The 6,222-nt window shown below is 67.2% G+C and carries 8 protein-coding genes and 1 tRNA gene; 7 read left to right on the forward strand and 2 right to left on the reverse strand.

What is annotated here, in order from left to right; all coding sequences use genetic code 11:
- The first annotated feature begins 22 nt into the window (after positions 1 to 22).
- The 3 genes from K2W81_RS08405 to K2W81_RS08415 are packed head-to-tail and all read left to right on the forward strand — an operon-like array spanning position 23 to position 1,834.
- Positions 23 to 403 (forward strand): hypothetical protein, encoded by a 381-nt coding sequence (locus K2W81_RS08405; RefSeq protein ID WP_294103292.1) that lies wholly within the window; start codon positions 23 to 25, stop codon positions 401 to 403.
- Positions 400 to 1,413 (forward strand): alcohol dehydrogenase catalytic domain-containing protein, encoded by a 1,014-nt coding sequence (locus K2W81_RS08410; RefSeq protein ID WP_294103294.1) that lies wholly within the window; start codon positions 400 to 402, stop codon positions 1,411 to 1,413. Before K2W81_RS08405 ends, K2W81_RS08410 begins: the two co-directional genes overlap by 4 nt.
- On the forward strand, positions 1,406 to 1,834 hold the full coding sequence (locus K2W81_RS08415; RefSeq protein WP_294103295.1) for a PaaI family thioesterase: 429 nt from the start codon (positions 1,406 to 1,408) through the stop codon (positions 1,832 to 1,834). The genes K2W81_RS08410 and K2W81_RS08415 overlap by 8 nt, the downstream gene beginning before the upstream one ends.
- Here K2W81_RS08415 and K2W81_RS08420 read toward each other — a convergent pair.
- Positions 1,831 to 3,117: an ATP-binding protein gene (locus K2W81_RS08420; RefSeq protein WP_294103297.1), complete on the reverse strand. Its 1,287-nt coding sequence runs from the start codon at positions 3,115 to 3,117 to the stop codon at positions 1,831 to 1,833. The two genes, K2W81_RS08415 and K2W81_RS08420, sit on opposite strands and share 4 nt — an antisense overlap.
- On the reverse strand, positions 3,111 to 3,821 hold the full coding sequence (locus tag K2W81_RS08425; protein ID WP_294103299.1) for a response regulator: 711 nt from the start codon (positions 3,819 to 3,821) through the stop codon (positions 3,111 to 3,113). The genes K2W81_RS08420 and K2W81_RS08425 overlap by 7 nt, the downstream gene beginning before the upstream one ends.
- Positions 3,822 to 4,013: 192 nt before the next feature.
- On the opposite strand from K2W81_RS08425, the gene K2W81_RS08430 reads away from it, so the two are divergent.
- The 4 genes from K2W81_RS08430 (at position 4,014) to K2W81_RS08445 (ending at position 6,061) form a co-directional block, all read left to right on the forward strand.
- Positions 4,014 to 4,514 carry a hypothetical protein gene (locus K2W81_RS08430; RefSeq protein ID WP_294103300.1) on the forward strand — a complete coding sequence of 167 codons (501 nt, stop codon included), beginning with the start codon at positions 4,014 to 4,016 and terminating at the stop codon, positions 4,512 to 4,514.
- Positions 4,515 to 4,608: 94 nt separating this feature from the next.
- Positions 4,609 to 5,034 carry an EF-hand domain-containing protein gene (locus K2W81_RS08435; RefSeq protein WP_294103302.1) on the forward strand — a complete coding sequence of 142 codons (426 nt, stop codon included), beginning with the start codon at positions 4,609 to 4,611 and terminating at the stop codon, positions 5,032 to 5,034.
- 1 nt (position 5,035) lies between these two features.
- Positions 5,036 to 5,884 carry a sterol desaturase family protein gene (locus tag K2W81_RS08440; RefSeq protein ID WP_294103304.1) on the forward strand — a complete coding sequence of 283 codons (849 nt, stop codon included), beginning with the start codon at positions 5,036 to 5,038 and terminating at the stop codon, positions 5,882 to 5,884.
- A 100-nt stretch (positions 5,885 to 5,984) separates the two neighbouring features.
- A tRNA-Pro gene (locus K2W81_RS08445) sits at positions 5,985 to 6,061 on the forward strand.
- Positions 6,062 to 6,222: the final 161 nt, after the last annotated feature.

Consider the following 6,222-nt stretch of genomic DNA (forward strand, 5'->3'; position numbering starts at 1 on the left):
ACTCCCAACTGGAGGTAACGCCATGAAGATCATCCCATTGTTCGCTGCCTTGGCTTGCGCCGCACTGCCAAGCGTCGCGCTCGCCGAGACTGTGCCAGCCCCGGCGCCCGCGCGCGTCGCGGTCGTCGTCGACATCGCCACCCCGGCGGGCATTTCCGACGACAAAATTCGCGCCGTCATGGCTCAGCAAACCGCGCAATATGCGCAAGTCCCCGGGCTGGTCCGCAAATATTTCACGATCCGTCCAGGCCACTTCGGCGGCATCTATTATTGGTCGAGCAAAGCCGCCGCCGAGGCTTGGTTCAACGACACCTGGCATGCGCGGGTGAAGGCGACCTATGGCACCCCCGGCGAAGTGACTTATTATGACGTCCCCGTCGCCGTCGATGGCGTAAAGCCGTGATACGCCAATTGACTTTCGCTGCCCCCGGCACGGTCGAATGGCGCGAAACCGCAGCGCCCGCCCTGTCGAGTGATAGCGCCGCGATCATCCGGCCGATCGTGCTCGGGCGCTGCGATCTCGATGTCGCGTTCGTGCAAGGCGCTTTCCCGCTCGCCCCCGGCGAGCCGATCGGTCACGAAATGATCGGCGAAGTCGTCGACATCGGCGATAGCGTGACCGCCGTGGTGCCGGGACAGCGCGTGATCGTGCCGTCGCAGATCAGCTGCGGTGCTTGTCGCAATTGCCGACGCGGCTTTACCGGGCGGTGCCAGTCGGTGCCGTTCGGCGCAGGCTTCGGCATGGGGCGGCCGGGCGACTTCGGCTGCGCGGCGGCCGACCTCGTCCTCGTGCCCTATGCCGATGCGATGCTGGTGCCGCTGCCGCGCGGCGCCGATCCGGTGGCGATGATCGGCGCGGCCGACATGGCCGCGGACAGTTGGCGCGCGGTCGCCCCGCAGCTCGCCGAGCGCCCCGGCGCCAGCGTGCTGGTGATGGGCGGCTCCGCCAGCGTGATCGGCGTCTATGCGGCGGGGCTTGCCGTCGCGCTTGGCGCGGGCCGGGTCGATTATGCCGATGACGATCCGGCACGGCTCGCTGCCGCCAAAGCCTATGGCGCAACGACGATCAGGCTCCCGACCGAGATCGCCGACCAATATGAGATCGTGGTCGACGCGCGCGGTACCCCCGAAACGCTGATCCAGGCGATCCGCGCGACCGAGCCCGAAGGCATTCTCACCAGCGTGACGATCCACCTCGGCGCCGTTACACCGCTGCCGATGATGGAAATGTATCACAAGGGCATTTTCCTGCGCACGGGCCGCGCCAATGTGCGCACCAGCATCCCGCCGGTGCTCGATTGCTGCGCGCGTGGTTTCGCGCCCGATCGGATCACGACGACGCTCTACGGCTTCGACGATGCACCGGCTGCGTGGATGGATGATGCCTTGCGCACGGCGGCTGCCCGTGATTGAGCCGCCGTCCGGCTTCGCGCGGCATTTCCGCCAGAGTCCACTCACCGATCCGTGGGAGCCTTTGTGGTCGATGCGCGACGGCGACGCGTTCGTGCTCGCGCTCGAAATTGCAGGCCCGCACACCAACAGCCGGGGCATGGCGCATGGCGGCTTGATCGCCGCGCTTGCTGACAATGCGATGGGCCTCGCGTGCGTGCTCGCGACCGAAGGGCTCGGCGGCGTCGTCACCGCCAACCTGTCGGTCGATCTGATCGGCAGCGCGCGCATCGGCGACTGGCTCGAATTTCGCGCGACGCCGGTGCGCGTGGGGCGCAGTCTGGCCTTCGCTGAATGCGTGGTCACCGCGCCCGACCGGCTGGTCGCACGCGCGCGCGCCGTATTCAGCGTGCCCAGACCCGATGCCAGCGCATCAGGCGGCTAGCCAAGCGGCAAGGCAAGCCGCGCGACAAAGCCCCCGTCCGGGCGATTGGCAAGCGTGAGCGTGCCGCCATGTTCAGTGGCGAACCGGCGCGCAATCGCAAGGCCGAGGCCAACGCCGCCGTCGCTCGGCCGGGCCTGATCAAGGCGGACGAAGGGCTCGGCCAGGGTCGGCAGCAGCGCGGGCGGCACCCCCGATCCCCGATCAGCGACCTCCACAACGGCCTGCGCGTCCAACACGTCCACGGTAACGTCGATCGGCGCGCGCCCATGCAACTCGGCATTGCGCAACAGGTTGACGAGCACCCGGTCGAAGGCAAGCGGCCGGACGACGATATGGGGCGGCGGCACGGCAACCACGGTGAGGCGCGCCACACTGGCCTGGGCTTCAATCGCGGCGGCAACGGCTTGGGCAACATCGATCCGCACCGCTGTCTCGGTGTCACGCCCGCGACCAAAGGCGAGGAACTGGCCGAGCATCTGGTCCATGCGATCAAGCTGCCGCTCGATCATCGCTTCGTCTTCGGGCGCCCCGCCGGGGCGCAGCGCCAGCGCCAGCCGGATCTTGGCGAGCGGTGTTTTCAGATCATGGCTGATGCCCGCCAGCATCATCGTCCGGTCGGCATCCTGCGCGGCGAGGCGCCGGGCCATATTATCGAATGACCGCGCCAGCGTTGCGATCTCCGATGGGCTGTCGGTCGCCAGACCATCAAGCGCGCTGGGATCGGGCATCGCGTCGACGGCTTGAGCGAGCCGGATCAACGGGCGGTTGATGCGACGCTGGAGCGCCATGCCGGCGATCAGCGCCAGCACCAGCGATGTCGCCAGCGATCCGATCAACGTGCCATTGGGAGCAAAGCCCGCCGGGGCATCGACCGACACCCAATAGAAATCACCCCCCAGTTTCAGGCGAACCCACAGCGGCATCGATCCGCCCCCGCGCCAGAAGACGGCGTCGGTCATGCCGAGATCGCGCGCCAGCGCCTGCAACACGCTGCGTTCGAGCAGGCTGGCGCGACCGGCCGTGCCGACCGGCGGTTTGCTGCCGGGGCGGACGTGCATTTCGCCGTTGCGGTTGATCCGCGCGATCAAGGCCGCGCGCTCGGGCGGGCCAAGCGCGTCGATCGTCGTGCTGATCGCGGTGATGTTATGCGCCATGATCCCGGCGATTCGGTCCGCTTGCGGGCGCAGGACGAACAGCGCAAACAACAGCATCGTCATCGCCTGGCTGACCAGCACGATCGTCGCCATCAAGGCGATGTTGCGCGCGAGCAGCGACCTCAGCACCGGTCGGCGCCCGCCAGCATATAGCCCACCCCCCACACGGTCCTGATCCACGCCGGGTCGGCGGGATCATCGCCCAGCGCCTTGCGCAAGCGCGTCACCTGGACATCGATTGCGCGATCGGTGACGTCGGCATCGCGACCCAGCGCGCGATCGATCAACTGGGCGCGGCTGAGCGGGCGGCCAGCGCTGGCGACGAGCGCGGCAAGCAAGGCAAACTCGCGCGACGACAGGACCATGGGTGCCCCGTCGCGCGTCAGCGTCATCGCGCCGATATCGATCCGGAACGGCCCGAAGCGATAGCATTGGCCGCGCTCGGGCGCGGCCCGCGGACCGGTGCGGCGCAAAATCGCATGCAGCCGCGCGACGAGTTCGCGCGGGGTAAAGGGCTTGGCGAGATAATCATCGGCGCCCATTTCCAGACCGATGATGCGATCAACCGGATCGCCGCGCGCGGTGAGCATCAGGATCGGCACCTCTTCGCCCGCCGCGCGCAGCCTGCGGCAAATCGCGAGCCCGTCCTCGCCCCGCATCATCAGGTCGAGCACCAGCGCATCGGCTGGCTCGCGCTGCATTATCGCGTCGAGCGCAACGCCGTCAGCCACCGCGCGGACGACGAAGCCGTGTTCGGCGAGGAAACGCTGGATCAGCGCGCGCAGCTCGGCGTCGTCATCGATCACGATAATGCGGTGCGGACGCTGGGTCATATCCTCACGACCATCGCCAGAACGACGGCCCGCGCAAGTCATGCGCGTTACGAATTGTTACGCGGCCCGCAACTGTAACACCTCGTAACATCTCAGCGCCTCGGCGACATAAGCGTGCAACGCCGGGAAGGGCAAAAGCAGGCCAGTGGCGCGGCATTCCCGCCTTGCCCCGTTTCTTGAAGGAGCTCTGTGATGACCAAATTTTCTATCCTGATCCCCGTGCTGATCGGTGCAACGATTTTCGCTTCGGCCGCCGATGCGCAGAGCCGTGGCCGCGTGCGGACTCCCAACGGCGTCGCTGCTGGCGCGACCGGCCCCAATGGCACCGCCGTGCGCGGTCGTGGCGCGGTGCGCAATGCCGATGGTTCGGTGACGGCGGCAAGCGGCGGCGCGTACCAGACCGCCAACGGCCAGGGTGCCCGCGCCTCGACAACGACGGTCAACCCCGACGGCTCGGCCACGCGGCGCGGCGGCTTTGCCGCTCAGGGCACGCGCGGCAGCGCCGCCAGCAGCGGCAGCGTGACGCGCAACGCCGATGGCACCTATTCAGGCGGCCGCACCACGACGGGCACGAGCGCCACCACCGGTAACAGCTATAATGGCTCGACCCAGATCGACCCGGCAACCGGCAAGCCGGTGCGCAGTGGTACCTGCACCAACGCGAGCGGCGCCGTCATCGCCTGCCCACGCTGACCGTCCCCGCCTTCGCGCCGCCCCCCGCCCCCCTCCTTAGGGGCGGCGCGAAACTTTTCCAAAAGTCCCACCCCACACCAAGGACCCTCTCGCCATGCGACGCTCGCTTTCGTTCTTCGCACTGTGCATCGCCGCCCCGGCTGCGGCCCAGCAAGCCGCCGATGCGGCGCAGGCCATTGCGCGCTTGATGGAAGCCGACGCCAATCGTGACGGGCAGGTTACCCGCGCTGAACTGATCAGCTGGCGGTCCGCCAATTTCTCCCGTTTTGATCGTAACGGCGACCGCGTGGTGTCGATCGACGACATCCCCGCCTTTCTGCGCGCATCGTCGATCGGCGATCAATTGACGAGCATGATCAAGCAATATGATGCCAATGGCGATGGTCGACTGACCCGCGCCGAATTTGTCGACGGCCCGACGCCGCTGTTCGATCTGGCCGATGCCAATCGCGACGGCGTCGTGACCAAGGCCGAAGCTGATGCGGCGGCGGCGAAGCTGCGCGCCACCCGGACCCACTGACATGCCCGGGATCACGCATAGCCCGTCGGCGATCCTGTTTTTCCTGATCCTCGCGCTGGTCGAATGGCGCTGGCGGTCGCGCCATGGCGCGCGCGGCTATGATTGGCGGGCAAGCCTGGCGTCGCTCGGGATTGGAGCCGGCCAGTTCATGCTCCGGCCCGTGACTGCCGCTGTGCTGACGGGCGTTTACAGCGGCGCGCACCACATCGCGCTCTTTCGCTTGCCCGTCGACGATTGGCGTGTGTGGGTGGCCGGGTTTTTCGCGGTCGAATTCACCTATTACTGGTTCCACCGCTGGAGCCATATGGTCAACTGGTTGTGGGCCACCCACGCCGTCCATCATAGTGCGAACGAAATAACGCTGCCGGCTGCGATCAGGCTCGGGTGGACCAATATTATTTCGGGCGGGTGGCTGCTGTTCCTCGGCCTTGTCCTGATCGGCTTTCCGCCGCTGCTGGTGGTCGGGCTGCTGGGTGCCAATCTGCTGTATCAATATCCCTTGCATACGGAGGCGATTCGCAAGCTGGGGCCGCTCGAATGGGTGTTCAACACGCCGTCGCACCACCGCGCGCACCACGCTTCGGACGCCGCCTATCTCGACTGCAATTTCGGCGGCGTGCTGATCGTCTTTGATCGCCTTTTCGGGACGCTGCGGATCGAACCCGACGGCGGCGGTTTGCGCTATGGGCTGGTGGCGCCCATAACCGGGTACAACCCGTTTGCGATTGCCTTTTCCCAGTGGCGGGTGATGTTGGCGGCCTTGGCGGTCGCGACAAGCTGGCGGCAGCGCCTGACGGTACTGTTCGGGCGCCCCGCCGCGCTGGATCAGATACTGGCGATACGGCAGTAGCGACCTTGGCCGCGCTGCTGCCCCCGCTTGCGGCGGGGGTCGTTCGCCTGACTAAAGCTTGCATCCCCGCGCCAAGCTGCTTATGCGCCAGCCCCTCGGTCGGGACGTAGCGCAGCCTGGTAGCGCATCACACTGGGGGTGTGGGGGTCGCAGGTTCGAATCCTGTCGTCCCGACCAACTGACCCATCGCCCCTAAGCACCCTGCCCTTGGCGTCGGTCGGTCGCTGTCGGCCATGGCGATGGGCAGCCCCAACGGGTCGCCACCACCACCTCACCGATAGGACGGCGACGCATCGACATTGTGCGCCGTCCCAATCAGATGACGCATGCTCCTGACA

Source organism: Sphingomonas sp., from assembly GCF_019749955.1.
Classification (GTDB): Bacteria; Pseudomonadota; Alphaproteobacteria; order Sphingomonadales; family Sphingomonadaceae; genus Sphingomonas.